The following is a 24,634-nucleotide window of genomic DNA, read 5'->3' as shown; positions in this document are numbered from 1 at the left end:
TGTCGGTCGATTCAGAATAGGTCAGTTACGCGATGGTTGCCGATTCATAGCCTGAGGCTGTCGTGAACGGTTCCCGAAAACGTTGTCTCTACCGGCCCGATGAGAAAGACAGGTCCCACGCCATCCCATTGAACCGTTACGGTGCCGCCATCACATTCAACCTCAACGCAATGATCTAACAAACCATGACGAATGCCGTTAACAGCGGCGCCACAAGAGCAGGAGCCTGAGCCGAGTGGAATCCCGCCCCCGCGCTCCCAAATGCGCAATCGAATGTGCTTTCGATTAATGATCTGGACGAAATGCACATTCGTCTTGAGGGGGAATAGAGGGTTGGTTTCAATGATCGGTCCGAGGGCCGCTATATCGACGGCGGTGAGATCATCGACGAAATAGGTGCAGTGCGGATTGCCCATACTGGTCGCTGCTGGGTCACCCGCCAGTGGTAAAACAGCCGTATCCAGTTCCAGCGCCAAGGGAATTTCCGACCAGCCGAAAAGCGGCTCCCCCATGTTGACGGAAATTGCACCGCTTGAGGTTCGCTCACAGGTGAGTAGGCCACGGTTGGTTCGCAGCGTTATCGACGTCGTATTTGATTCGCGCATCAGCATATCCGCGGCCCCCCGCGTTGCGCTGCCACACGCATCCAGGGTGGAACCATCGGCATTCCAGAACATCAGGCGCGCAACGGCATCATCGCAATTGAGCACCACCGCGAGTTGATTGAACCCGATTCCTCGGTGCCGATCACCCATTCGCCGAGCCATGGTGCTTGTCATTGGATTGGCCGAATTTCGCGAGTCCACAATGACGAAGTCATCGCCATTGGCGTGCATTTTATGAAAACTTAGCGACATAAATTGATCCCACTGAATTCCAGGCAATCTCTGCCGCGACGCACTCGATGTAGCAGCTGCCGAGCCTGCGAGGCTGCGCAGCAGTCGTGAGTCCGGCAGGCAAGGTCTGCCTGATATATAACTATTGCTGATTTGCGGCTGCTTCGCAGCCGAACGCCGCCTCGCAGGCTCGGCAGCTGCTACGGATAACATTATGTCTTGACTGACTGACAGACCCGCCAGAATAGCGGGTCCGAAAGGAGGGATCAGAGTTTTGGCATCTGCCCGATGCGCCCGAACATTTCGGTCACGATCTGCAGGTCCAGCAGGAACTGGTCGACAGTCTTGAACTCGTTGTCGTTGTGGCCGGTGTACTTGACCTCGGGCCTGGCCAGGCCGAACTGCACACCATTAGGCAACTCATGGACCGAAGTGGCGCCGGCAGAGGTGCCGAATTTGTGTTCCATGCCGAGGTTTTCGCTGGCCACGGCCAGCAGGGCCTTGACCCATTCACCCTCCGGGTTGCGGTGCATCGGCTCCGCGATCGAGTAGTCAAAGGCCGCCGCAATGTGGGTCTTCTTGCTCCAGACGGCAAGCTTGTCGGCGATTTCGGTCTTGAGCACTTCCGGGGATTTGCCCTTGGGCACCCGCAGGTTGACCGCGAGCTTGAAGGCTTTTTCATCCATCCCGACGTAGGTCAGGGATGCGGTCAGCGGCCCCATGAAGTCATCGGAAAATCCGACCCCCAATTTGCCACCCAGGTAGTCCAGTCCCCAGTTGTCGGCGGCGTAGCGGGCGGCGTCGGTGATGTGGTTGTGCTTGAGCGCGACCTTCCCGTCGAGGCTGTTGATGAAGTCCAGCATTCTTGCCACCGGGTTGACGCCTGACTCGGGCTCGGAGGAATGGGCGGAAACGCCAGTGACCGTCAGTTTGACGTCCATGCCGACGACCTTGGCGCTCACCTCGAAGTTGCCGCCATTGCGCTTGGCATAATCGCTACCTGCCTTCTGCAGGCTGGCGGCCAATTCGGCGGGCTTGGCGGTCACCAGGGTGGCGACCGACGTCGATGGAATCTGGTTGGTTGCCAGGCCGCCCGTCATTGCAGTGATTTCGGCGCCTTTGCCTTCTGCCTTACGCCGGGCAAAGCTGGCCATGACGGTGCCGTAGCCTTTCTCGGCAATCACCACCGGATAGCCGCCATCCAGCGCCAGGTTGTAGTTGGGCGTCGGGTTGTGTTCGAAGTAATAGGGGATGGCGTCGCCGGTGGTTTCTTCGGTGGTGTCTACCAGCAGCTTGAAATTCCTCGCCAGCGGCAGCTTCTCTTCCTTGATGATCTTCATGGCGTAGAGCGCCACCACGATACCGTTCTTGTCATCCTCGGTGCCGCGGCCATACAGGCGGTCGCCGACCAGAGTGACCTTGAACGGATCGAGTCGGGTGCCGTCTTTCAGGACCCAGTTCTCCGGCGTCACGGGCACCACATCGGCGTGCGCGTGAATGCCTACGACTTCGTCGCCATTGCCTGCGAGGGAGATTTCATAGACGCGGTTGTCGATGTTGCGAAAGTTCAGGTTGAACGCTTGGGCGAGGCCCTTGAGCTTGTCGGCGATCTTGATGAATTCGGGATTGTCGTGCTGAGCAACGCCGTCCACGCGGAAGGTCGGGATTGCCACCAGCTCGCGCAGGGTCTCGGTGGCCGCGTTGCCGTATTTCACCCGTGCATAGAGGCCAAGCAGGCGATGGATCTCGTTCTGTTGTTCAGCGGTAAGCGGCTTGTTGCCCTGGAAGGCACTGATTGCCGGGCCGAGATCGCTGGTGTGGGCAAGGTCGCTCTTGGCCAGGCGTGCCAGGAATTGCCTGAAATCGGTGACCGATGTGTCACTGAAGGTCTTGAGGATGGTCGCGCTCTGTTGCGGGGTGATGTTGGCGTGCGCTGACGTGGTGAGCGACGAAAGGCTGGCCAGCATCAGGGTTGTCGCGGCCAGGTGCTTGAGTGAAAAATCCATTGTTGGGGGCATTCCTTTGCAGGCAGGTTGTAAGAAATATCTGGTCGATGAGTCAGAAACGTTTCCAAACTACCACCACAAGGGAGTGGTACGGGAGTCCCTGAAGTGGGATCTGTCGCACAAAAATGCAAAAGCGACGCAGAAACGAAAAAAAACCGGGAAGTGAGCAAAGCGCTTTTTGTAGGAGCCAGGCTTGCCGGCGAAGGCGTCCTTAAGAGTGCTTTCGCCGGCAAGCCTGGCTCCTACGAAAAGCATTGCGGGAAGGTTGCCTAGGTTTTCATGTGTTCAGACGGTTCTACCAACGCAACTCGAAGGCATTTGTCGCGCCCGGCTGGATGCTGCTGCCCAAGCGTGCGCACTCGCGAGAAAGGGTGTCGTGCAGCCATTGACGGTCATCCCCTTCGGCGCGACAGATGCGAAAGCCACGCAGGTGAGTGGGGACCAGATCCAGCGACTGCAGGTGACCGTTCGGGTCCAGCGAGGCAAAGTACAGAAGCCCCAGGTCGCCGCGAAAGTCTGTGTGGCCCTCGATGCCTTCGTAATCGTTCAGCAGATCCCCGCAGCCGTAGAGAATCAGGCGTTCGCGGTACACCTCGATGCCCTTGATGTGGTGTGAGGAATGCCCGTGCACCAGGTCAACTCCGGCTTCGTCGATCAAGGCATGGGCGAACCGGACCTGCTCGCGCGGAATATCGAACCCCCAGTTGCCGCCCCAGTGAATGGAGGCGACCACCAGGTCTCCCGGTTTTTTGCCCTGGAGAATCCGTTCGGCCACAGGGCGCAGGCTGTGCATCGACAGATCCTCCAGGCGCGCAACGCCTGCGCGCCTGTCCGTGGCGGCCCAGTCCGGCGGTATGCCACTGTCTGGTGCGCCGAGGCCAAACACCAGCAAGCGCCGCCCGCCAGGCTGCGGCAGCACGGCGGGCGCTTCGGCCGATAGCCTGTCGTGCCCGGCGCCGGCGCTGCACATGCCGTTGCTCGACAAGGTATCCAGCGTATCGGCCAGGCCGGTTGCTCCCCAGTCCAGCATATGGTTGTTGGCCAGCACGCAGCAGTCGATGCCGGCTGCGCTGATGGCCGGGAAGTTTTCCGGGTTCATGCGGTAATTGATGCCTTTTGGCTCCGGTCGTCCGCGGCGCGACACCGCTGTTTCCAGATTGATGATGCGTGCGTGTGGCTGGCGACGTTCAAACTCATCCAATGCAGCGCCCCAGACATAAGTGAAATCGACGGGGAGGGGAATCGGGCCATTGAGTCTTTCTGCCAGCCGGACGTAAACGCCGGCATTCTTGACGTAGTCTTCGTAAAGCTGCGGATCGCCAGGACGCGGCAGTACTGCGTCGATGCCACGGGCGGTCATGACATCGCCGGCGAGAAACAGCTTCAGTGTATCGGTAACAGCCGCCATGGCACCCTCCAGCATCAAGAGTAAGCATCTGTTTTAAAACAAATATATTTTTGTGTTGGCCTTCCCAGACGAAGAGAAAGTTGATAAATTGCCGCCCGTTCTTGCAGCGACCCTTACAGGGCTTGTCGCGCAAGGGCACTCGCTACAGATACAGGGGCGTCGCCAAGCGGTAAGGCAGCAGGTTTTGATCCTGCCATGCGTTGGTTCGAATCCAGCCGCCCCTGCCATTTTCCTGATACTCATCCAAGTATGGCCCAGCCGACAGGCAGTGCGGGAGTCCTGGAGAGTCGTCATACAGAAAACGCCAACGCCGATCCGGCCTGGCGTTTTTTTATGCCTGTAAATCCCTCTAGGTGACGTCTTTGACGTTCAGCCGTCTTGCGAGTGCAGCGAGCGCGGCGCCGTAGCGGCGCGCTCGCCAGTCACTCAGTGGGGCGCGCGAGGGATTGTCTTGAGCAGCTCTTCAGGGCTGATGTGGCCGACGACCTGCTGGACCACGCTGCCCGGTTGCGGCAGGTCAAGGATGTGCCCCTTCATCTTGCCGATCACGTGCATCTCGCAAGGCTTGCAGTCGAACTTCAGCGTCAGCACCTCATCGCCATGCACCAGTTGCATCGGCGCGACCTTGGTACGCACGCCGGTGACGCCCTTGGCCTGCTTGGGGCAGAGGTTGAAGGAGAAACGCAGGCAGTGCTTGGTGATCATCACCGGCACCTCGCCGGTCTCCTCGTGAGCCTCATAGGCCGCGTCGATCAGCTTGACGCCGTGACGGTGATAGAAGTCGCGGGCTTTCTGGTTGTAGACGTTGGCCAGGAACGACAGGTGCGACTCCGGGTACACCGGTGGCGGCTCGGTCTCGGCCTTGCGACCACCACGAGGGTGGGCTTTGATGCGGGCCGCGGTCAGCGCTTCGATGACTTCGCGGCGCAAGGCCTTGAGCTGCGAGTTGGGAATGAAATACGCCTGCGGTGCATCCAGCTCGATCGCCGTGGCGTGGTACTGAGTAGTGCCCAGTTGGCCGAGCAGGTCGTGCAGTTGCTCCAGGGCCTGCTCCGGCTTGTTGGCCAGACCGAATGGACCGTCCAGGGCGACACTGACGCTGACACCTTCCTCGCTGGTGGCCGTCAGTTCCAGGCGATCCTCACGCAGGCGAGCGATCCAGGCAACACCGATCCGGCGCTCGGCGGAGGTCTTGAGCAGGGCCTGGTGCCAGTTGTGGTCGAGGTTGCGGCTCAGCGGGTGATTCGGTCTCAACTGGTGCAACCCTTTTGGCATCTCATTGGGTTCCACACGATAGCGGTAGCGCTTTTCCCCGTCCTCTTCGAACTCGCCCTTCGGCTCGGCGATGTTGGTACGCCAGCCCACGACTTCACGCTTGACCAGCACATTGAGGCCGTCGCCGTTGGACAGCGGTTCGTGGGTGACCACCAGCAGATCGCGCTTGCCGACTTTCTCCACCACGCCTACTGGCAGGCCGGTGAAGGTCGGTGTGTCGAAGGCGCCGATGTCGATCTTGCGGTCGCTGACGAAGTAGTCGGTGCTGCCACGGTGGAAGGTTTTGTCCGGATCGGGCACGAAGAAGTGCGCGGTGCGGCCGCTGGACGCGCGGGCCAGGTCCGGCCGGTCTTCGAGGACATCGTCCAGGCGCTGGCGATACCAGGCGGTGATGTTCTTCACATAGCCCATGTCTTTATAGCGACCCTCGATCTTGAACGAGCGCACGCCGGCGTCCACCAGCGCGCGGATGTTGGCGCTCTGATTGTTGTCCTTCATCGACAGCAGGTGTTTTTCGTAAGCGATGACACCGCCTTTTTCGTCCTTGAGGGTGTAGGGCAGGCGGCAAGCCTGGGAGCAGTCGCCTCGGTTGGCGCTGCGGCCGGTCTGCGCATGGGAAATATTGCACTGGCCGGAGAACGCCACGCACAGCGCGCCGTGGATGAAGAATTCGATCGCCGCATCGGTTTCGTCGGCGATGGCGCGGATCTCCTGGAGGTTCAGCTCGCGGGCCAGTACCAGTTGGGAGAAGCCGGCCTGGTCGAGGAACTTCGCCCGCGCCAGGGTGCGGATGTCGGTCTGGGTGCTGGCATGCAACTCGATCGGCGGGATGTCCAGTTCCATCACGCCCAGGTCCTGGACGATCAGCGCGTCGACGCCGGCGTCGTACAACTGGTGGATCAGCTTGCGGGCCGGCTCCAGCTCGTTGTCGTGCAGGATCGTGTTGATGGTGGTGAACACCCGGGCGTGGTAGCGACGGGCGAATTCCACCAATTGGGCGATATCGCTCACCTCGTTACAGGCGTTGTGGCGGGCACCGAAGCTCGGGCCCCCGATGTACACGGCGTCGGCGCCATGCAGGATGGCCTCGCGGGCGATGGCCACATCGCGGGCGGGGCTGAGCAGTTCCAGGTGATGTTTGGGCAGGGACATATTTTTTTAGTCGGGCTTGTCACGGTCGAGGTGCGCATTGTAGCGGCGAAATGTTTGATCGGCACCCATAGGCCCCTCCTGCGACGAGCGGGGCGGCTGGATGAAGCTGTGGTTAGCCTCTGCCCGGCATGTCGATGTGATGTTGATGCACCCGTCGATACAGCGTTGCCCGTGAGATGCCCAAGGCCTTGGCCGCGGCGATGGGTTTCCAGCGATGACGCACCAGGGCATCGATGAGTGCCTGGCGTTCCGGACTGGCGCAGCGTTCCACGGTGTCAGCTGAAGCCGGATCATTGAGTCGATGGCCGAGCAGTTGCTCAGGCAAGTCACTCAACAGAATCAAATGGGTCTCGCACACCGCACAGGCGTAACGCAGCACGTGCCGCAGTTCGCGCACATTTCCCGGCCAGCGATAGCCGAGCAGGCATTCCAGCGCGGCGCTTCCCAGTTGCACCGCTATCCCACAGGCCGACGATTCTTCTTCGAGTATCCGGTTGATCAAGGCCAGCCGATCGCTGCGCTCGCGCAACGGCGGTAACTGGTATCGCGCGCCTCTGAGGCGAAAGTACAGGTCCTCGCGAAACGCCCCAGAGGTCACCAGCGCTTCCAGATCGCGGTGGCTCGCGCAGACGACCTGAATGTCTATCGCTTTGCTTCGTGACGCTCCCAGGGGCGCCACTTCGCCCTCGGCTAAAACCCGCAACAGGCGGGTTTGCAGGGGCAGGGGCATGTCACCGATTTCATCGAGAAACAGAGTGCCGCCATCGGCCTGTTCCAGCAGCCCTTGCATGCCTTTGCTCGAGGCACCGGTGAAAGCGCCGGCCACATAACCAAACAGCTCACTTTCGATCAGGTTTTCGGGAATCGCTGCGCAGTTCACCGCGATAAAAGGTTTCTCACGGCGCAGGCTGGCCTGGTGCAGCTGCCGGGCGAAGACTTCCTTGCCAGAACCGGTTTCCCCCTGGATCAGCACCGGTAGATTGCGGTCTTTGACCCGCACCGCAAGGCGCAGGCTTTCTTCCAGTCGCGGGTCGAGTTCGGCGGGTGACAGCACCCGGCGCGCCGGGGTGCGTTTGACCCGCCGTGGCGCGTTGAGTCGTCCATGCAAGGCGTGGCGGCCACCCTGGCAGTGAAACAGGCAAAGCGATTCGTCCCTGGCCCGATGCAATAACTGCTGATCGAACACTTGGTCGATGTGTTCCGGCAGTTGACCAAAGCTGTGCGACAGCCACTGCCGCGCCGCAGGGTTCAGCGCCTGCAGGCGTCCGTCATCGTCCCAGGCGAGCAGGTAATCGGGTTGGCTGTCGACGTAGCCCGGGCTGTTGTGAGCCCGCAGCACCCAGTAGCCCTGGGCACTGCTCATGAAAAACGCCTGTTCTATTTCCCGCGCGCTCTGCACCACCATCTGCCGGATCAGGTGTTGCGAACGGCGGTCGTCCGCAGAGCGCACCGCGGACACATCAAGCACTCCGAGCAGTTCACCCCTAGGGTCGAAGACGGGAGCAGCAGAGCAGGTGAGCCCGATAAAAGCGGCGCGGAAGTGATCTCGCTTATGCACCGTGACTGGTGTTCGTGCGGTCAGCACCGCGGCCACGCCACAGGTGCCTTCCTCACCTTCTGACCAGCAGGTGCCCAGGTACAGGCCGGCTTTGCGGCAGTCATTTCGGATAGTGCTTTCCACACGGTAGTCGATGGTCTGGCCCTGGGCATCGGTCAGCAATACGCAGTAATCGGCATCGCGCACGCGACCATGGAGGCGGGCGACTTCTTCGCTGGCGATGCGCAGGAACAGTTCGGAGCGTTCTTGACACTCCTGCAGCACGTTCTGCGAAAGGATGCGTGGCCCTTGTAATGAGCCGGGGTCCAGGTGGTGTTGCTCCATGGAGCGGCGCCAGGAGTCCAATATCAAGTCCGGCACAGGCAGTTGCGGCAGGTGCGCTGCGTTCTTCAAAACACGGCTGACGCAATCCACGTGCGCCTTCGAGTGGGCGGAAAGCATTTAAGGTCTCCGGTTCGATGTTCTTTTAGTTGTGCGGCCATTAAGCGCCGTTCACGGACGCTCGACAAGCATCGGTTCACTCATGGCGACGGTGAGACGCAACGTCTCAAGGTCTCACCACGAACCCGTGCTGGCTGACATGGGACGTCTCAATCGAGCGTGATCCCAACCCTCATGGGCTCAAGTCGGAGCCGCTCTGGAACAGGCATCCTGGCGCTTTTTTGCAAATCTGGCACCGGCCTTGCTCTAGTCCCTGAAACGTAGCCCCTGAAACGTAGCCCCTGCAACCTAGTCCCAGCAACCAGTGCGCTGGCAACCCAATAATAAAAAGAGGTGCCCTATGTCCTCCTGCCGAGGCCTTTTCCCTGTTCTACCTGTGGTGCTGGCATGAGTCGCTTGCCATTGACCGTCGGCATCATTGCCAACCCGGCGTCCGGCCGGGATGTACGGCGCCTGACGGCGAATGCCGGGTTGTTTTCCAGCACCGACAAGGTCTCGGTGATCCAGCGGCTGCTGGCAGCTTTTGGTGCCACCGGTGTCGAGCGGGTGCTGATGCCCACCGACATGACCGGCATCGCCGCTGCGGTGTTGAAGAACAGTCATGGCCGCCAGGCGCGTGACAGCCACTGGCCCACCCTGGAGTTCCTCGACCTTACCTTGCGCCAGAGCGTGGCGGACACTCGCCAGGCTGCGCGCTGGATGGCTCAACGCGGCGTGTCGCTGATCGCCGTACTCGGCGGTGACGGTACCCACAAAGCGGTGGCTGCAGAAGTCGGCGACATTCCACTGCTGACGCTGTCGACGGGGACCAACAATGCCTTCCCGGAACTGCGTGAGGCCACCAGTGCCGGGCTGGCCGGCGGGTTATTCGCCAGCGGACGGATTCCACCCGAAATCGCTTTACGCCGTAATAAGCGCCTGTTGGTGCGGATTGCGAACCGCGATCTGTGCGAAGTGGCCTTGGTGGACGTGGCGGTGTCCTCGCTGCCGTTTATCGGCGCCCGCGCCATCAGCCGTGGGATCGATCTGGCGGAGGTGTTTGTAACCTTCGCCGAACCTCAGTCCATTGGCCTTTCGGCGCTCTGTGGCTTGTGGTTTCCGGTATCGCGCCAAGCCCCCAATGGCGCCTGGATGCGCCTTGATCCGCACTCTTGCGAAGCGTTGCTGGTGCCACTGGCGCCCGGCCTGTTGCAAGGCTGCGGCGTACTCGCCGCCGCCAGCCTTGAACCCGGCGTTGCCCATCGTCTGTGCCTGACCAGCGGCACCCTGGCCCTGGATGGCGAGCGGGAAATCGAATTCAACGCCCCTGACTTACCCACCGTTACCCTCGATGCCGGCGGTCCGCTGAGCATCGACGTCAATGCGGCCTTGGCCTATGCAGCGCGAGAGCGGCTGCTGGCCATCGGCCGTGAACATCCGCAACACCCTCTGAACCTTGCACCTTGAACCTGAGCCTCAAGACACCCTGGAGAATAAAAATGTCGACACAGCTGACCGCTGATCAATTGCTGCATGCCTATCGGGTGATGCGCACCATCCGCGTTTTTGAAGAGCGCTTGCACGTGGAGTTCGCCACCGGCGAGATTCCCGGTTTCGTCCATCTTTATGCCGGTGAAGAGGCCTCGGCCGCCGGTGTCATGGCTCACCTGGGGGATGATGATTGCATCGCCTCCAATCACCGTGGCCACGGTCATTGCATCGCCAAGGGCGTTGATGTGTACGGGATGATGGCCGAGATCTACGGCAAGAAAACCGGGGTTTGTCAGGGCAAGGGCGGCTCCATGCACATTGCCGATTTCGAGAAGGGCATGCTCGGCGCCAACGGCATCGTCGGCGCCGGCGCACCGCTGGTTGTGGGCGCGGCTCTGGCCGCCCGACTCAAAGGTACCGACAGCGTCGCGGTGGTGTTCTTCGGCGACGGCGGCTCCAATGAAGGTGCGGTGTTCGAAGCGATGAACATGGCTTCGGTGTGGAACCTGCCGTGCCTGTTCGTTGCCGAGAATAATGGTTATGCCGAGGCCACGGCCTCCAACTGGTCTGTGGCGTGCGATCACATCGCCGACCGCGCGGCCGGCTTCGGCATGCCCGGGGTCACCGTCGACGGCTTCGATTTTTTCGCTGTTCACGAAGCCGCCAGCGCCGCCGTGGAACGGGCACGAGCGGGTGAAGGACCGTCACTGATCGAGGTCAAGCTGACCCGCTATTACGGTCACTTCGAGGGCGACGCCCAGACCTACCGGGCACCGGACGAGGTCAAGTATTTCCGCGAGCACAACGACTGCCTGATGCAGTTTCGCGAACGCACCACCCGGACCGGTTTGATTAATGCCAGCCAGTTGGACCAGATCGATAGCGAAGTGGACCTGCTGATCGAAAATGCCGTGCGCAAGGCCAAATCCGACCCCAAGCCGAGTGCGGCCGACCTGCTGACCGACGTCTACGTTTCCTATCCCTGAACGCCCCCTATAACAAGAATCGAGACCTTCATCATGGCGAGAAAAATCAGTTATCAGCAGGCAATCAATGAAGCTCTGGCCCAGGAAATGCGCCGCGATCCCACGGTGTTCATCATGGGGGAAGACGTCGCTGGCGGCGCCGGTGCTCCCGGTGAAAACGACGCCTGGGGCGGGGTGCTGGGCGTGACCAAGGGCCTCTATCACCAATTCCCCGGACGTGTGCTGGACACGCCGCTGTCGGAGTTGGGTTATGTCGGTGCTGCGGTAGGCGCAGCGACCTGCGGCGTACGCCCGGTGTGTGAATTGATGTTTGTCGACTTTGCCGGTTGCTGCCTGGACCAGATCCTCAATCAGGCGGCCAAGTTTCGCTACATGTTCGGTGGCAAGGCCTCCACCCCGTTGGTGATTCGCACCATGGTCGGCGCGGGCCTGCGGGCAGCGGCCCAACACTCGCAAATGCTCACATCGCTGTGGACCCACATCCCCGGGCTGAAAGTCGTCTGCCCGTCGTCCCCTTATGACGCCAAGGGCCTGTTGATCCAGGCTATCCGCGATAACGACCCGGTGATCTTCTGTGAGCACAAACTGCTCTACAGCATGCAGGGTGAGGTACCGGAAGAGCTCTATACCATCCCGTTCGGAGAAGCCAACTTCCTGCGCGATGGCAAGGACGTGACGCTGGTCTCCTATGGGCGCACGGTCAATACGGCGATGGACGCAGCCCGCAGCCTGGCCGCGCGAGGCATTGACTGCGAGGTCATCGACTTGCGCACCACCAGCCCGCTGGACGAAGACAGCATTCTCGAAAGCGTGGAAAAGACCGGGCGCCTGGTGGTGATCGACGAAGCCAACCCGCGCTGTTCCATGGCCACTGACATCTCGGCCCTGGTGGCGCAAAAAGCGTTCGCCTCGCTCAAGGCGCCCATCGAGATGGTGACTGCGCCGCACACACCGGTGCCATTCTCCGACGCCCTGGAAGACCTCTATATCCCTGATGCGGCGAAGATCGAAAACGCCGTGCTCAAGTTGATCGAGTGGAGCAAGCGTTCATGAGCCAGATTCATACCCTGACGATGCCCAAGTGGGGCTTGTCGATGACAGAAGGCCGGGTCGATGTCTGGCTCAAGGAGGAGGGCCAGGCGATCGCCAAGGGCGATGAAGTACTCGATGTGGAAACCGACAAGATTTCCAGCAGCGTCGAGGCGCCGTTTTCCGGTGTGTTGCGTCGGCAGATCGCGCGCCAGGATGAAACCCTTGCGGTCGGTGCGTTGCTCGGCATTGTGGTCGACGGCGAAGCCAGCGAGGCCGAAATCGATGCGGTGATCGAGCAGTTTCAGGCCGCGTTCGTGCCGGGTGACGGAGCCGAGGAAGACAGTGGGCCGAAGCCGCAGAAGGTCGAACTGGACGGGCGGCTGATCCGTTACTTCGAGCGAGGCGAAGGCGGGGTGCCGTTGCTGCTGGTGCATGGGTTTGGCGGTGATCTGAACAATTGGATGTTCAACCATGAAGCATTGGCTGCCGAACGCCGGGTGATTGCTCTGGATCTGCCGGGCCATGGCGAATCAACCAAACAGCTGGAGCACGGAAACCTGGATGAGCTGAGCGGCGTGGTGCTGGCATTGCTCGATCACCTGGACATTCCCGTAGCGCATCTGGTGGGGCACTCCATGGGCGGCGCGGTATCGCTGAACACTGCGCGTCTGGCTCCACAACGGGTACGTTCCCTGACCTTGATCGGCAGCGCCGGTCTGGGCGCGGACATCAACGGCGATTACCTGCAAGGTTTTGTCGAGGCGGCCAGCCGCAATGCCCTCAAGCCACAGCTGGTACAACTGTTCTCCGACCCCGAACTGGTCAATCGGCAGATGCTCGAAGACATGCTCAAGTACAAGCGCCTGGAAGGGGTGGACACGGCCCTGCGCCAGCTGGTTTCGGGATTGTTCAAAGAAGGACGGCAACAGTTCGATCTGCGCGGCGTGGTGCAAGAAAGCCGGCAGCCGGTGTTGCTGATCTGGGGCGGTGACGACGCGATCATTCCTGCGGCCCACAGTGCCGGCCTGACAGCCCGGGTCGAAATCCTGCCGGGCCAGGCGCACATGGTGCAGATGGAAGCGGCCGAGCAGGTCAACCGGCTGATTCTGGACTTTGTGCAACAACACTGATGCTCCCATGGCGACCTTTTTGCGGGTCGCCCTGGCCAACGACTTCAAGGAGATTCCAACATGAGCCTTTCAATTGATCCGACCCGCCGCATGCGTGCCGCTGTCTGGCATGGCCGTCACGATATCCGTGTCGAAGACGTTCCACTGCCCGTGTCGCCACCTGCGGGCTGGGTCCAGATTCGCGTGCAATGGTGCGGTATTTGCGGCTCCGACCTGCATGAATACGTGGCCGGGCCAGTGTTCATCCCGGTGGATGCGCCACACCCGCTGACCGGTATCAAGGGGCAGTGCATTCTCGGTCATGAGTTCTGTGGCGAGATCGTCGAAATCGGAGCCGGTGTTGAGGGGTTCAGTGTGGGCGAGCCGGTGGCAGCCGATGCCTGTCAGCACTGTGGCACCTGTTATTACTGCACTCATGGGTTGTACAACATTTGCGAGAACCTGGCCTTCACCGGGCTGATGAACAATGGTGCATTCGCCGAGTTGGTCAACGTGCCGGCCAATCTGCTTTACAAGTTGCCGGCCAACTTTCCCGCTGAGGCCGGGGCGCTGATCGAACCGCTGGCAGTGGGCATGCACGCGGTGAAAAAGGCCGGGAGTGTGCTGGGGAAAAATGTGGTGGTGGTTGGCGCGGGAACCATCGGCCTGTGCACCATCATGTGTGCCAAGGCTGCTGGTGCGGCCCAGGTCATCGCCCTGGAAATGTCGGGAGCGCGCAAGGCCAAGGCTCTGGAGGTTGGGGCGAGCCACGTGCTGGACCCCAATGAATGTGACGCTCTGGTAGAGGTGCGGCGGCTGACCGGCGGACTTGGGGCGGATGTCAGCTTCGAATGCATCGGCAACTAACACACGGCCAAGCTCGCTATCGACCTCATCCGCAAGGCCGGCATGTGTGTGTTGGTGGGCATCTTCGAAGAACCCAGCGAGTTCAATTTCTTCGAGTTGGTCTCCACCGAAAAACAGGTGCTGGGTGCGCTCGCCTACAACGGCGAGTTCGCCGATGTGATCGCCTTTATTGCCGACGGCCGGCTGGACATCACACCGTTGGTAACCGGGCGCATTCAGCTGGAACAGATCGTCGGGCAGGGCTTTGAGGAATTGGTCAATAACAAGGAACGCAACGTGAAAATCATCGTTTCACCCGCTCGAGTCTGAAGCACTGGCAAGCGCGCGATTGACGATGGCCCAGCCTGTATAAAAACACCCTGCGCGAACCCTTGCGATGATTTTTTGGGGCTGGACAGCGGCGTGCTGGATGTGGGTTTTCAGTACCTGCTACAGGCATAAAAAAAGGACCTCTGAAAAGAGGTCCTTTTGTTTTTCCATGCTTCAGCGCAACGATTGCTCAGTTCTTCACCGTTTCCTCAAGAGAGAAGCGCCCCAGTGGATTCTGCTGGAAGTTTTCGATGTTCTTGCGCGAAATGTTGATGTAAGGGCTGTAGTAAAGGTCGATCCAGTTGACGTCATTTTTGGCGATCTTCTGCAGGTCGACGTACATCTGTTCACGCTTGGCCGGGGCCGCTTCAATACGGGCAGCCGATACCAGATCCTTGACCTTATCGTTCTTGTAGCGGGTCATGTAGTTCATGTTGGTGTCGTGGCCCAGAACGAACGTGGTCTTCTGGTCCGGGTCGAGGATGTCGTTGGTCCAGTACATCACGGACAGGTCGTAGTCACCGTCGACCAGCATCTGCCAGCTCTGGGTGGGGTCAACTTTTTGCAGGGTGGCGGTCACACCGACAGCCGCCAGTTGCTGTTGAACCAGCACGGCAATCTGCTCATCAGCTTCGTTACCGGCGTTGACCACGTAATTCAGCTTCATGCCCGCTGCGCCGGCATCGCTCAGCATTTTCTTGGCTTTGGTCGGGTCGAATGGACGCTTCAAATTGTCGGCGTAGTGGTAAAGCGAGCCTTTGGGAATGTAGGAGTAAGCCTCCTGGCCATGGCCGAAGGTGACGGTATCGACCAGCGATTTTTTGTTGATGGCCATGTCCAACGCCTGACGTACTTCAGGCTTGGCCAGCAGCCCGTGCTCGTGGTTGATCAGCAGGTGATCTTCCCGAGTGGAAGGGTCGGAGTGGATGGTCAGGTTGGGGTCCTTGCGCAGCGCATCGACTCGCGAAAACGGTACGAAGATCGCGGTGTCCAGCTCACCTGCCTGCACCTTGAGCATCCGGGTATTGTCGTCGGGAATGGAAATCCACTCCACGCCATCCAGGCTGACCTTGTCGGCCTGCCAGAAGTGCGGGTTCTTCTCCAGCTTCACGCGATCTCCGCGCAGCCACTCTTTGACAAAAAATGCCCCTGACACCACAGGCTCCTGAGCATAGGCATCTTCGCCCATGCGGGTCATGGCCTTCTGCGAGAGCACCGACACAGTCGGCGAGGCCAATTGCGAGAGGAACGGTACCGACGGGGTAGTCAGGGTGACCACCAGGGTCTGCGGATCGGCTGCTTTCGCCGTGTCGATCAGTTTGTAGGCATCGCTCCACAGCGACGCCTTGTTATCGCGAGTGCGCAACAGACTGAATGCCGCATCATCGGCCGTGATCGGCGAGCCGTCGGAGAATTTCGCCGCGCGCATCTTGAACGTGTAGGTCAGGCCATCGTCGGAGACTTTCCAGCTTTCAGCCAGGCCGGGTTCCATCTTGCTGCCGGCCTTGTCGACCCGGATCAGCGTGTCGTAGACATTGGAAAACACCCAGGTATCGCGGTTTTGCGCGCTTTTGATCGGGTCGAACGTGGTGCTTTCTTCACGGCAACCGATGGTGAGTACACCCGCCGCCTGGGCAATGCCGCTGGCAAGGGTGCAAGCGGTCAATGTGGCTGCGGCGAGCAATTTCAAATGCCTGGATCTCATGGTCAAACTCCTTCTTGATGAGTACGTGGTTTTTTAAAACAGAGGCTCCTCGAGCACGCAGTCGTAACGGCGAGCGTCGAGTTGACGGGTAGGGGGCGCCACCTGGCTACAAGTGGCACGAACGTAGCGACAGCGTGGGTGAAAGGCGCAACCGGATGGCAACTGCAAAGGGCTGGGCGGTTCACCGGGCAAAGGGTCGGTGGGTAGCGCCCGGGCCGGATCGATTTCTGGAATCGACTGGATCAGCGCGGCGGTATAGGGATGTCGCGGGGAGCGAAATACTTCTTCCACCGGTCCTTCTTCGACGATCTTGCCCAGGTACATCACCGCCACCCGATCACAGAGCCGGCGAACGATGGCCAGATCATGGGCAATGAACACAATCGCCAGGTTCATGCGCTGACGCAGCTCCAGCAGCAGGTTGATGATCTGCCCCTGGATGGACACGTCCAGCGCGGCCACGCATTCATCGGCGACGATCAGGCGCGGCTCCACGGCCAGCGCACGGGCGATCCCGACACGCTGGCATTGGCCGCCGCTCAAGGCGTGCGGTTTGCGGGCGGCCAATTCGGGGCGCAGACCGACCAGCGTCAGCAGTTCATCGACACGGGCGGCAATCAGCGATTCCGGCACCTTGCGTTGTACCCGGAGCACTTCTGCCAGGGTCTGGCCGATGCTCAGGCGTGGATTGAGGGCGGCATAAGGGTCTTGGAAAACCATCGCTGTCTCATGACGCAGTCTCTCGATATCGATCTTCCCGGCATGGGCCATGTCGATGCCATCGAACAGCACCTGCCCGGCGTAAATCTCGTTAAGGTGCAGGATCGCTCGCCCCAGGCTGCTTTTGCCACTGCCCGACTCGCCGACCAGCCCGAGCGTCTCTCCGGCTGAGAGGGTCAGCGAAACGCCGTTGACCGCCGTCAGCCATTGCCGGTTCATGCCCAGCAGACCAGTGCCCGGCGCGGCGAAGCGCACATGCAAATCCTTGACCTTGAGCAGGGTCATGAGCGGTCTCCGGCGGCCAAGGGGTAATGGCAAGCGATGCGGTGTCCATGGCTGACCGGCTGCAAACCTGGCATCAGTGTTGTGCATCGGTTGCCGATTTGCTGGCAACGCGGATTGAAACGACAACCCTGGGGCAGGGCGTCGAGCAGGGGCGGTTGCCCGGCGATGGTTTTGAGCAATGCGTGACCGTGACTGGTGGCCGGTTGACAGTCGATCAACCCCGCGGTGTAAGGGTGGCGCGGATGGGCCAGCACCTCGTGCTTGTTGCCGTGCTCGCACAAGCGTCCGGCGTACATCACCGCAATCGAGTCGCAGGTCTGCGCAACGACCCCCAGGTCATGGGTGATCATGATGATCGACAGGCCACGCTGGTCACGAAGATCCAACAGCAGGCGCAGGATCTGCGCTTGCACCGTGACGTCGAGGGCGGTGGTCGGTTCGTCGGCGATCAGCACGTTCGGGTTGCAACCCAGTGCCACGGCGATCATCGCTCGCTGGCGCATGCCGCCGGAGAATTCGTGAGGGTAACTGTCGACTCGTCGCTGCGGATCGGGAATGCCCACCTGACGAAGGACGTCGATGGCTTGAGCGCGGGCTTCACGCTTGCTGGCGCCTTGGTGCAGACGAATACCTTCGCCAATCTGCTCGCCGATGCGCATCAACGGGTCGAGATGGCTGCTGGGGTTCTGGAAAATCATCCCCAATTGACGCCCACGCATGCGGCGCATGCCGGCCTCGTCCAGGTGCAGCAGATTTTCCCCGGCCAGTTGCACGGCTGTGCCTTCGACTCGCAGGTTCGGCGACGGCAGCAGCCTCATTAAACCGCGACAAGCCAAGGTCTTGCCGGAGCCGCTTTCTCCCACCAGTCCGAGCACTTCACCCTCGGCCAGGTCAAAGGACAAACGATCCACCAGCGTCACCTCGTGCTCACCCTTACGGGCGATAACGCTGAGCTCCTCGACCTTCAGCACAGGCGCACTCACGAGCGTTCACCCAAGTGTTCGGCAACAGCGTCGGCCAACAGGCTGAAGCCCATGGCCAGGGTGACGATCGCCAATCCCGGAAAGGTGCAGATCCACCAGGCGGAAGTAATGAAACTCTGGCCTTCGGCGACCATCGTGCCCCACTCGGCGGTCGGTGGTTGAACCCCGAGGCCGAGGTAACTGACCGCTGCGCCGTTGAGCAATACCAGCACCGCATCGGACATGGAAAACACGATCGAACCGAACATCGCGTTCGGCAGCAGGTGCCTGAACAGAATGCGCCCATGACCGAAGCCGAGGCTTTTGGCGGCCAGGGCAAAATCGCTTTCCTTGAGTATCAGGATCTGCGAGCGGATCAATCGTGCGTAGGACACCCAGCCCACCAATGCCATGGCGATATAGAAACTCATCAGGCCGGGACCGAGGATCGCCATGATCGCCAGCATCAACACCAGGAACGGGAAGGCCAGGATGATATCGATCAGGCGCATACAGAACGTGTCGAAACGTCCGCCGATGTAGCCGGACAAAGCCCCGACACACGTGCCGATCAGAAACGGGAAAATCACCCCGATGACCGCCAATTGCAAGTCGATGCGGGCCGACCAGATCACTCGGGACAAGACGTCGCGGCCAAAATTGTCGGTGCCGAACGGGTGGGCCAGATGGGGCGCCAGCAAGCGAATATCAGTGTTCTGGGCGATTGGATCGAAGGGCGCGATCCAGGGCGCGAAGATCGCCAGCACCAGCCAGCCGAGCAGGATTGCCAAGCCTAATCCCATTGCCAGTCGAGGGTTGCGCAAACCCAGGCGCAGGTTCAGTCGAGTAACCGTCGTTGCCTGGCTGCTCATCGGATTTTCACCCGTGGATCGATGGCGACTGTCACCACGTCGGCGAGAAAGTTTACCGCCACAGTGGCGCAGGCCAGCACCATCGCCACGCCCTGGACCACCATATAGTCACGGGTGAAGATGCCTCGGACCAATAACTGGCCGATCCCGGGTATGGCGAACAGACTTTCGATGACCACCGTGCCGCTGATCAGCCAGCCGATGTTCACCGCCAGCAGGTTGACGGCGGGTACGAGCGAGTTGGGCAGCACATGGCGACGAAACACCACGTCTTCAGACAGACCGCGAGCCCGGGCTGCCGTGACATGGTCGGCTTGCAACTCCATCAGCATGCTTGCCCTCAGGTTACGTATCAATACCGCCGATAACGCCAGGGCAATGGTCAGGCAGGGCAGGACCATGTGGTGCAGTTTGTCCAGCCAGGAACGGCCGTAGCCGGAAACCGGAAACCAGCCCAGTTGTACGCTGAAGAGCAGGATCAACATGATCCCCAGCCAAAATGCCGGCATGCCGAGGCCGGCGGTGGTGAACAGGCGGATCAGGTTGTCACCCCAACCGCCCTTGTTACGGGCCGCAACGGTGGCCAGCGGCACCGCGATCAACATGGCAAGCAGCACGCTGCCCAGCACCAGAAACAACGTGGGCTCGATGCGCGTGCTGATCAGCTTCAAGGCGTCGACCTTGTACAGCAATGACTGGCCGAGATCGCCGTTGAACAGGTTTTTCAGGAAGTAGAAGTACTGCATCCACAGCGGCTGATCGAGGCCGAACTGAGCGCGCACCCTGAGCAGCCCCTCCGGCGTACTGCGCGAGCCGAGCAGGGCGCGCGCCGGGTCGCCGGGAATCGAGCGCACCAGCACAAACGTGATGAGACTGATGCCGAACAGCACCGGCAGCAGCTGCAGGGGGCGTGACAGGATGAAACGGTAACGCGACAGATTCATCGACTAACCTCGGTGCCGCTGGAGGAAATCCAGTAACACCGGAAAGTAGGCGTGAGGTTCTTCGTAGAAGGGCATGTGGCTGCTGTTGGGGAACACATGCAGTGCCGCATCCTTGAGCGCCATTTTCATGCGCATGGCACAGGCCGGCGTCAGTTCGTCGTGCTGGCCGGTGGTAATTAATACCGGCATGGTGAAATCGGCCATTTCCTGGAGACGGTTCCAGTTTTTCAGGTTGCCGACGTAGAGAAACTCATTCGGCCCCTGCATGGTTGTGTAGGGCTCCATGTTCCAGTCGCCCAGAGAGCGCGTGACCGGCGCCGGCCACTCGTCCAGGCGGCAGACGTGGCGATAGTTGAGGAGGGTGATTGCCGCTTGGTATTGAGGGTGATCGAGGGTGCCCATGGCTTCATGGCGCTGCATCATGGCCACGGTTTCGCTGCCAAGCGCACCACGCAGACGCTCCAGTTCCTGAGACAGGTGCGGGATATCGCCTACGGTATTTTCCAGAATCAGGGTTTTGAGTGCATGAGGGTGGTAAATGGCATATTCGATCGCCAGCCAGCCGCCCCAGGAGTGCCCCAGCAAATGCACCCGGCCCAGGTCGAGGGCCTGCCGGACGGTTTCCACCTCAGCGACATAACGGGAAATATCCCACAGGGATGGGTCTTGAGGTCTGTCAGATGCGCCGGTGCCGAGTTGGTCGAAGGCGACCACGCGCAACCCCTTGTCCTTGAGCCAGCCATGGGCGTCACGCAGATAATCGCAGGGAAGCCCCGGGCCTCCATTGAGGCATAGCAGGACCTCATCGCCCTCGCCAAAGCTATAAACCACCAGATTGTGGCCATCGACCTCGACGTTATAGTGCTGGTCCGGCTCGATTTCACGCCACATCGCAATTCTCCCTTTATGATGCTGACCGGTTCGGAGGCTAACTAAATGGCCTACCTTACTGAGTAAGTCTTGCGCCCAAAAGCTAGTATTTCTAATAGGTTTTGTCTGGCAGTCCCTCGCCGAGGCGTGGCATTCTACGTGCTGAATTTCAGGATTGAAATTAATTAGGGAGGGCAATGGATGCAGACGAAGCTATCAGACCTCAATCCCCGTCTGTTGTCGGGCAAGAGCCTGGATGAGCAGATGGACAACGCCTTGCTGTTGGCCCAGGAGCTGGGCTTCGATGCGTTGGTGTACGACTACAGCCCGGTGCCGCTGGACCATGAAGGCAAGTTGATCACGCCCTCGGTGCTCAAACTGCGCAACACGCCAGCCGATTGGCATGCGCGTTGGTGTGCAGAGGGTTACTACCAGATCGACCCTGTCCAGCAGGTAGCACTCAATTGTGTTTCACCCTTTGTCTGGTCTTACAAACCCGGGACTGACACCCTGCTGGAGCCGGTCATCAGTCAGTGCCATGCGCCAGTGGTGAATTATCTGGAAGACGCGCAGATGACCTGTGGTGTGTCGGTCCCGATTCATCTGCCCAGAGGCGGCTTTGCCTCCTTGACCGGGCTGCGTACCAGCAGCAGCAGTGTCCTGTGCGATGCCCGGCGGACCCTCGCCGATTTCAGCCTGATTTCCCATGCCTTGCAGGAAGCGGCCTATCCGTTGCTTGGCAAGGAGGCTCACACGCCTCCCGTTCATCTGACCAAACGTGAACGCGAGTGCCTTAAATGGGCGGCTGAGGGGCTGACCGCCGCCGAGATTGCCAACCAACTGAATCGTTCATTGGCCACCATCAGCCTCCATCTGACCTCGGCCATGCATAAACTCGGGGCCAAGAATCGGGTCCAGGCCGTGGTTCGGGCCACCCACTATCGATTGCTCGATAGCTGAAACAGGGCAAAAACCTATCTATTTCTCTAGTTATTTTGAAGGTCTGATCCCGCTATCGTGTGCCGTACGGTTTTTCAGGGGCGGCACGAAGAAATGGAATCTATCGGAATACGCGAAGGCTTCGCACCTTTTGGTCCTTATCAGACCTGGTATCGCGTCACAGGTCACTTTGACGGCAAGAACACGCCGCTGGTGATTTTGCATGGCGGCCCGGGCTGCACGCATGATTACGTCGATGCCTATAAGGACATCGCCGCGAGTGGGCGGGCGGTGGTGCATTACGATCAATTGGGTAACGGTCGCTCGACCCACCTGCCGGAAAAAGACACCTCGTTCTGGAACGTAGCGCTGTTTCTCGAGGAGCTGGACAACCTGCTGGATCATCTCGGTATCAGCGACAATTACGCACTCCTGGGGCAATCCTGGGGCGGCATGCTCGCCAGCGAGCACGCGGTACGCCAACCTGCGGGACTACGGGCCTTGATCCTCGCTAATTCCCCGTCGGACATGCGCGTCTGGGTTCAGGAAGCCAACCGTTTACGTCAACTGCTGCCTGCCGGGGTCCATGAAACTTTGCTTGAGTACGAACGGGCAGGGGATTTTCAAGCGGCCGCCTATCAGGACGCTTCGAGGGTTTTTTACGACAACCATGTGTGTCGCGTCATTCCCTGGCCCGAAGAAGTCGCGCGTACGTTTGCCCAGGTCGATGCCGATCCCACCGTTTACCATGCGATGAGCGGGCCGACGGAATTTCATGTGATAGGCAGCCTGAAAGACTGGACCATCGTCGACCGTTTGCCGCAGGTCAACGTGCCGACGCTGGTGATCTCAGGTCGCTACGATGAAGCAACACCGACGGTGGTCAGACCCTTTCTGCAGCAGATCCCGAATGTTCGTTGGGCGTTGTTCGAGAACTCCAGCCATATGCCCCATGTCGAGGAGCGGGTCGGCTGCATGGGAACGGTGGTGAGGTTCCTGGATGAGTGCTTGAACGGGGCGATGGCTGGCGATCGCAAGCTTGAAGAGCTCTCACTCTGACCCGTGTCTTTCCTGTTCCGTGGCAAGAAGAATCCACCGTCGCTGACGAGCACACCTCGACCGTTGGATTCCGCTGCCAGGGTCATATCGGTCACGGCCACCCCGAAACTTGTTTCGTTTTCAAGCCGCCGGCATTTGCTGGCGGTGGTAGAGGAACTCGAGGACCGTTGTGCGATAGCGGTGGTACTCGGGGTCGTTGGCCAGCACCAGGCGATTGCGCGGTTTTGCCAGGCCAACGCTAAGGAACTCACCGACGGTGGCCGCCGGCCCGTTGGTCATCATCACGATGCGGTCGGAGAGCAATACGGCCTCATCGACATCATGGGTGACCATCACCACGGTGCTCTGAGTGGCGGCAACGATACGCAGCAGCTCGTCCTGAAGGTGCGCGCGGGTGAGGGCGTCGAGCGCGCCGAAGGGTTCGTCCATCAGCAGTATTTTCGGCTCCATGGCCAGCGCGCGAGCGATGCCGACACGCTGCTTCATGCCCCCGGAAATCTCGCTGGGATGCTTGTGCATGGCATGCTCAAGACCGACCATTGCCAGCGCCGCCTCGGTACGCGCCTTCAGCGCGGCCTTGTTTTCGCGTTTGCCGAATACCTTCTCCACAGCCAGGTGCACATTACCGAAGCAAGTCAGCCAGGGCAGCAGGCTGTGGTTTTGAAACACCACTGCGCGCTCAGGGCCGGGACCGTCGATCTCGCGACCGTTGCATATCAAGCCGCCGCCATTGGCTTCAAGCAGACCGGCGATCAGGTTCAGCACCGTGGATTTGCCACAGCCTGAATGGCCGATCAACGAGACGAACTCGCCACGAGCGATGCTCAGGTTGACGTTGCTGAGGGCCTGGAAGCGGCCTTTTTTGGTGTCGAAGTGCTTGCTGACCTGGGTCAGCTCGACGAATTTAGTCATCTCGGTTCTCCTGCATCGGGTAAGCGTCAGGTGCGGGCAACCCAAACACCCGCGCGGGCGTCGGTTCAGTTGGTGTAGTCGAAGCGTTTGGCGATCCACAACAGGCCCTGCTCGAGCAGCAGGCCGACCAGACCGACGATGATGATGGCGATGAGAATGTGCTCGACATTGAGGTTGTTCCATTCGTCCCACACCCAGAAGCCCAGACCGACACCGCCGGTGAGCATTTCTGCGGCGACGATCACCAGCCACGCCACGCCGATGGACAGGCGAATACCGGTCATCAGATGCGGCAGCACCGAAGGAAACAGGATGTGGGTGAACACCTTCCATTCGCTGAGCTTGAGCACCCGCGCGACGTTCAAGTAGTCCTGCGGCACGCTGGCGACCCCTGCGGCGGTGTTGAGAATGATCGGCCAGATCGAGCTGATGAAAATCACCCAGATCGATGCCGGGCCGGCGGCCTTGAACACCAGCAGGCCGATCGGCAACCACGCCAGCGGCGAGACCGGACGTAGCAGGCTGTTGATCGGCGCGAACATACCGCCTAGGAAGGCGAAGCGGCCGATGGCGAAGCCCAGCGGAATACCGAGCAGGGCGGCGAGGCCGAAGCCGATGCCGACCCGGCCAAGGGAGGCCAGTACGTTCCAGCCAATGCCCATGTCGTTCGGACCGTTGTCGTAGAAGGGGGCGCTGAACAGCTCCAGGGCTGAATACCAAGTAGCGAGCGGGCCGGGCAGGCCCTCACTGCGTGCGGCTATAAACGCCCAGACGGCGAGAAACAGGGCGATACCCAATGCTGGGGCAATGCCATCCCTGGCGCGTTGACGCAACCCGCTCAGGAAGGGAGAGCGACGCTCTGGCTGGGTACTCGCCGTAGTGGTGGGCGGCGCTGGCAACTTGAGGGGTGCGTTCAT

General features: G+C 60.4%; 19 protein-coding genes, 1 tRNA gene and 1 pseudogene. 8 read left to right on the top strand and 13 right to left on the bottom strand.

Features of this window, described 5'->3' with window-relative positions; translation table 11 throughout:
- Positions 1-44: 44 nt before the first annotated feature.
- From dapF to ACIPLA_RS01975, 3 genes are all read right to left on the bottom strand, one after another.
- On the bottom strand, positions 45-857 hold the full coding sequence (gene dapF / locus ACIPLA_RS01985; RefSeq protein ID WP_401170957.1) for a diaminopimelate epimerase: 813 nt from the start codon (positions 855-857) through the stop codon (positions 45-47).
- Between the two features lie 245 nt (positions 858-1,102).
- Positions 1,103-2,842, bottom strand: a complete 1,740-nt coding sequence (locus ACIPLA_RS01980) for a dipeptidase (protein WP_401170954.1) — start codon at positions 2,840-2,842, stop codon at positions 1,103-1,105.
- Positions 2,843-3,137: 295 nt separating this feature from the next.
- Positions 3,138-4,250 carry a CapA family protein gene (locus ACIPLA_RS01975; protein ID WP_401170952.1) on the bottom strand — a complete coding sequence of 371 codons (1,113 nt, stop codon included), beginning with the start codon at positions 4,248-4,250 and terminating at the stop codon, positions 3,138-3,140.
- 152 nt (positions 4,251-4,402) lie between these two features.
- Here ACIPLA_RS01975 and ACIPLA_RS01970 point away from each other — a divergent pair.
- A tRNA-Gln gene (locus ACIPLA_RS01970) sits at positions 4,403-4,477 on the top strand.
- A gap of 199 nt (positions 4,478-4,676) precedes the next feature.
- Here the strand turns inward: ACIPLA_RS01970 and ACIPLA_RS01965 are convergent.
- Entirely contained in the window at positions 4,677-6,677 is a 2,001-nt protein-coding gene (locus ACIPLA_RS01965; protein WP_401170949.1) for a U32 family peptidase, read from the bottom strand.
- A gap of 112 nt (positions 6,678-6,789) precedes the next feature.
- Positions 6,790-8,676 (bottom strand): sigma-54-dependent Fis family transcriptional regulator, encoded by a 1,887-nt coding sequence (locus ACIPLA_RS01960; protein WP_401170946.1) that lies wholly within the window; start codon positions 8,674-8,676, stop codon positions 6,790-6,792.
- A 387-nt stretch (positions 8,677-9,063) separates the two neighbouring features.
- Between ACIPLA_RS01960 and ACIPLA_RS01955 the strand changes: the two genes are divergently transcribed.
- The 5 genes and pseudogenes from ACIPLA_RS01955 (at position 9,064) to ACIPLA_RS01935 (ending at position 14,449) form a co-directional block, all read left to right on the top strand.
- On the top strand, positions 9,064-10,122 hold the full coding sequence (locus ACIPLA_RS01955; RefSeq protein ID WP_401170944.1) for an ATP-NAD kinase family protein: 1,059 nt from the start codon (positions 9,064-9,066) through the stop codon (positions 10,120-10,122).
- A 32-nt stretch (positions 10,123-10,154) separates the two neighbouring features.
- Positions 10,155-11,132, top strand: coding sequence for a thiamine pyrophosphate-dependent dehydrogenase E1 component subunit alpha (locus ACIPLA_RS01950; RefSeq protein WP_218395062.1), 978 nt, complete (start codon positions 10,155-10,157; stop codon positions 11,130-11,132).
- 33 nt (positions 11,133-11,165) lie between these two features.
- Complete coding sequence (locus ACIPLA_RS01945; RefSeq protein WP_192344526.1) at positions 11,166-12,185, top strand: alpha-ketoacid dehydrogenase subunit beta; 1,020 nt, start codon at positions 11,166-11,168, stop codon at positions 12,183-12,185.
- Positions 12,182-13,294 (top strand): acetoin dehydrogenase dihydrolipoyllysine-residue acetyltransferase subunit, encoded by a 1,113-nt coding sequence (locus ACIPLA_RS01940; protein WP_401170941.1) that lies wholly within the window; start codon positions 12,182-12,184, stop codon positions 13,292-13,294. Before ACIPLA_RS01945 ends, ACIPLA_RS01940 begins: the two co-directional genes overlap by 4 nt.
- A gap of 90 nt (positions 13,295-13,384) precedes the next feature.
- Positions 13,385-14,449, top strand: a pseudogene (locus ACIPLA_RS01935) (2,3-butanediol dehydrogenase).
- 190 nt (positions 14,450-14,639) lie between these two features.
- Here the strand turns inward: ACIPLA_RS01935 and ACIPLA_RS01930 are convergent.
- The 6 genes from ACIPLA_RS01930 to ACIPLA_RS01905 are packed head-to-tail and all read right to left on the bottom strand — an operon-like array spanning position 14,640 to position 20,828.
- Positions 14,640-16,154: an ABC transporter substrate-binding protein gene (locus ACIPLA_RS01930; protein ID WP_218395059.1), complete on the bottom strand. Its 1,515-nt coding sequence runs from the start codon at positions 16,152-16,154 to the stop codon at positions 14,640-14,642.
- A 33-nt stretch (positions 16,155-16,187) separates the two neighbouring features.
- The gene (locus ACIPLA_RS01925; RefSeq protein ID WP_123494879.1) at positions 16,188-17,159 is read right to left on the bottom strand and encodes an ABC transporter ATP-binding protein; all 972 of its coding nucleotides are present in this window, start codon (positions 17,157-17,159) and stop codon (positions 16,188-16,190) included.
- The gene (locus ACIPLA_RS01920; protein WP_401170938.1) at positions 17,156-18,142 is read right to left on the bottom strand and encodes an ABC transporter ATP-binding protein; all 987 of its coding nucleotides are present in this window, start codon (positions 18,140-18,142) and stop codon (positions 17,156-17,158) included. Before ACIPLA_RS01920 ends, ACIPLA_RS01925 begins: the two co-directional genes overlap by 4 nt.
- Positions 18,139-18,993 (bottom strand): ABC transporter permease, encoded by an 855-nt coding sequence (locus ACIPLA_RS01915; RefSeq protein WP_401170936.1) that lies wholly within the window; start codon positions 18,991-18,993, stop codon positions 18,139-18,141. The genes ACIPLA_RS01920 and ACIPLA_RS01915 overlap by 4 nt, the downstream gene beginning before the upstream one ends.
- A complete protein-coding gene (locus ACIPLA_RS01910; RefSeq protein WP_401170933.1) occupies positions 18,990-19,937 on the bottom strand; it encodes an ABC transporter permease in 948 nt (315 codons plus the stop codon). Before ACIPLA_RS01910 ends, ACIPLA_RS01915 begins: the two co-directional genes overlap by 4 nt.
- A 3-nt stretch (positions 19,938-19,940) precedes the next feature.
- Positions 19,941-20,828, bottom strand: coding sequence for a proline iminopeptidase-family hydrolase (locus tag ACIPLA_RS01905; RefSeq protein ID WP_218395054.1), 888 nt, complete (start codon positions 20,826-20,828; stop codon positions 19,941-19,943).
- 180 nt (positions 20,829-21,008) lie between these two features.
- On the opposite strand from ACIPLA_RS01905, the gene ACIPLA_RS01900 reads away from it, so the two are divergent.
- Together ACIPLA_RS01900 and ACIPLA_RS01895 are read left to right on the top strand one after the other, a co-directional pair.
- Positions 21,009-21,767, top strand: a complete 759-nt coding sequence (locus ACIPLA_RS01900) for a LuxR family transcriptional regulator (RefSeq protein WP_123494874.1) — start codon at positions 21,009-21,011, stop codon at positions 21,765-21,767.
- Between the two features lie 93 nt (positions 21,768-21,860).
- Complete coding sequence (locus tag ACIPLA_RS01895; protein WP_218395053.1) at positions 21,861-22,805, top strand: proline iminopeptidase-family hydrolase; 945 nt, start codon at positions 21,861-21,863, stop codon at positions 22,803-22,805.
- Positions 22,806-22,925: 120 nt separating this feature from the next.
- Here ACIPLA_RS01895 and ACIPLA_RS01890 read toward each other — a convergent pair whose 3' ends face one another.
- Complete coding sequence (locus ACIPLA_RS01890) at positions 22,926-23,717, bottom strand: ABC transporter ATP-binding protein (protein WP_401170929.1); 792 nt, start codon at positions 23,715-23,717, stop codon at positions 22,926-22,928.
- Between the two features lie 65 nt (positions 23,718-23,782).
- Positions 23,783-24,634, bottom strand: coding sequence for a nitrate ABC transporter permease (gene ntrB / locus ACIPLA_RS01885; RefSeq protein WP_401170926.1), 852 nt, complete (start codon positions 24,632-24,634; stop codon positions 23,783-23,785).

This window comes from Pseudomonas sp. NPDC086112 (genome assembly GCF_044746425.1).
In the GTDB taxonomy this organism is placed as follows: domain Bacteria; phylum Pseudomonadota; class Gammaproteobacteria; order Pseudomonadales; family Pseudomonadaceae; genus Aquipseudomonas.
The sequence above is the reverse complement of the archived record's forward strand: the minus strand, read 5'-3'. Positions and strand labels throughout refer to the sequence as shown.

Coding starts and splice junctions, on each gene's coding strand:
- dapF (WP_401170957.1), bottom strand. CDS start 857: ATGTCGCTAAGTTTTCATAAAATGCACGCCAATGGCGATGACTTCGTC.
- ACIPLA_RS01980 (WP_401170954.1), bottom strand. CDS start 2,842: ATGGATTTTTCACTCAAGCACCTGGCCGCGACAACCCTGATGCTGGCC.
- ACIPLA_RS01975 (WP_401170952.1), bottom strand. CDS start 4,250: ATGGCGGCTGTTACCGATACACTGAAGCTGTTTCTCGCCGGCGATGTC.
- ACIPLA_RS01965 (WP_401170949.1), bottom strand. CDS start 6,677: ATGTCCCTGCCCAAACATCACCTGGAACTGCTCAGCCCCGCCCGCGAT.
- ACIPLA_RS01960 (WP_401170946.1), bottom strand. CDS start 8,676: ATGCTTTCCGCCCACTCGAAGGCGCACGTGGATTGCGTCAGCCGTGTT.
- ACIPLA_RS01955 (WP_401170944.1), top strand. CDS start 9,064: ATGAGTCGCTTGCCATTGACCGTCGGCATCATTGCCAACCCGGCGTCC.
- ACIPLA_RS01950 (WP_218395062.1), top strand. CDS start 10,155: ATGTCGACACAGCTGACCGCTGATCAATTGCTGCATGCCTATCGGGTG.
- ACIPLA_RS01945 (WP_192344526.1), top strand. CDS start 11,166: ATGGCGAGAAAAATCAGTTATCAGCAGGCAATCAATGAAGCTCTGGCC.
- ACIPLA_RS01940 (WP_401170941.1), top strand. CDS start 12,182: ATGAGCCAGATTCATACCCTGACGATGCCCAAGTGGGGCTTGTCGATG.
- ACIPLA_RS01930 (WP_218395059.1), bottom strand. CDS start 16,154: ATGAGATCCAGGCATTTGAAATTGCTCGCCGCAGCCACATTGACCGCT.
- ACIPLA_RS01925 (WP_123494879.1), bottom strand. CDS start 17,159: ATGACCCTGCTCAAGGTCAAGGATTTGCATGTGCGCTTCGCCGCGCCG.
- ACIPLA_RS01915 (WP_401170936.1), bottom strand. CDS start 18,993: ATGAGCAGCCAGGCAACGACGGTTACTCGACTGAACCTGCGCCTGGGT.
- ACIPLA_RS01910 (WP_401170933.1), bottom strand. CDS start 19,937: ATGAATCTGTCGCGTTACCGTTTCATCCTGTCACGCCCCCTGCAGCTG.
- ACIPLA_RS01905 (WP_218395054.1), bottom strand. CDS start 20,828: ATGTGGCGTGAAATCGAGCCGGACCAGCACTATAACGTCGAGGTCGAT.
- ACIPLA_RS01900 (WP_123494874.1), top strand. CDS start 21,009: ATGCAGACGAAGCTATCAGACCTCAATCCCCGTCTGTTGTCGGGCAAG.
- ACIPLA_RS01895 (WP_218395053.1), top strand. CDS start 21,861: ATGGAATCTATCGGAATACGCGAAGGCTTCGCACCTTTTGGTCCTTAT.
- ACIPLA_RS01890 (WP_401170929.1), bottom strand. CDS start 23,717: ATGACTAAATTCGTCGAGCTGACCCAGGTCAGCAAGCACTTCGACACC.
- ntrB (WP_401170926.1), bottom strand. CDS start 24,634: ATGAACGCACCCCTCAAGTTGCCAGCGCCGCCCACCACTACGGCGAGT.